The organism is Bacillus cereus group sp. BfR-BA-01382 (assembly GCF_022663475.1).
Lineage (GTDB): Bacteria > Bacillota > Bacilli > Bacillales > Bacillaceae_G > Bacillus_A > Bacillus_A thuringiensis_S.
The window spans coordinates 1-221 of record NZ_JAKUFQ010000443.1 but is presented as its reverse complement, the minus strand read 5'-3'; the positions used below and the strand labels follow the sequence as shown (position 1 = coordinate 221).

Sequence of the window (221 nt, the reverse complement as noted above, 5' to 3'; positions counted from 1 at the left end):
CTCCGGTTTGTCACCGGCAGTCACCTTAGAGTGCCCAACTTAATGATGGCAACTAAGATCAAGGGTTGCGCTCGTTGCGGGACTTAACCCAACATCTCACGACACGAGCTGCCGACAACCATGCACCACCTGTCACTCTGCTCCCGAAGGAGAAGCCCTATCTCTAGGGTTTTCAGAGGATGTCAAGACCTGGTAAGGTTCTTCGCGTTGCTTCGAATTAA

1 rRNA gene is annotated in these 221 nt (G+C 52.0%); it reads right to left on the bottom strand.

Annotation, left to right across the window (positions count from 1 at the left end):
• Window positions 1-221: ribosomal RNA gene (locus tag MR160_RS34645) — 16S ribosomal RNA — on the bottom strand; the annotation flags it as partial.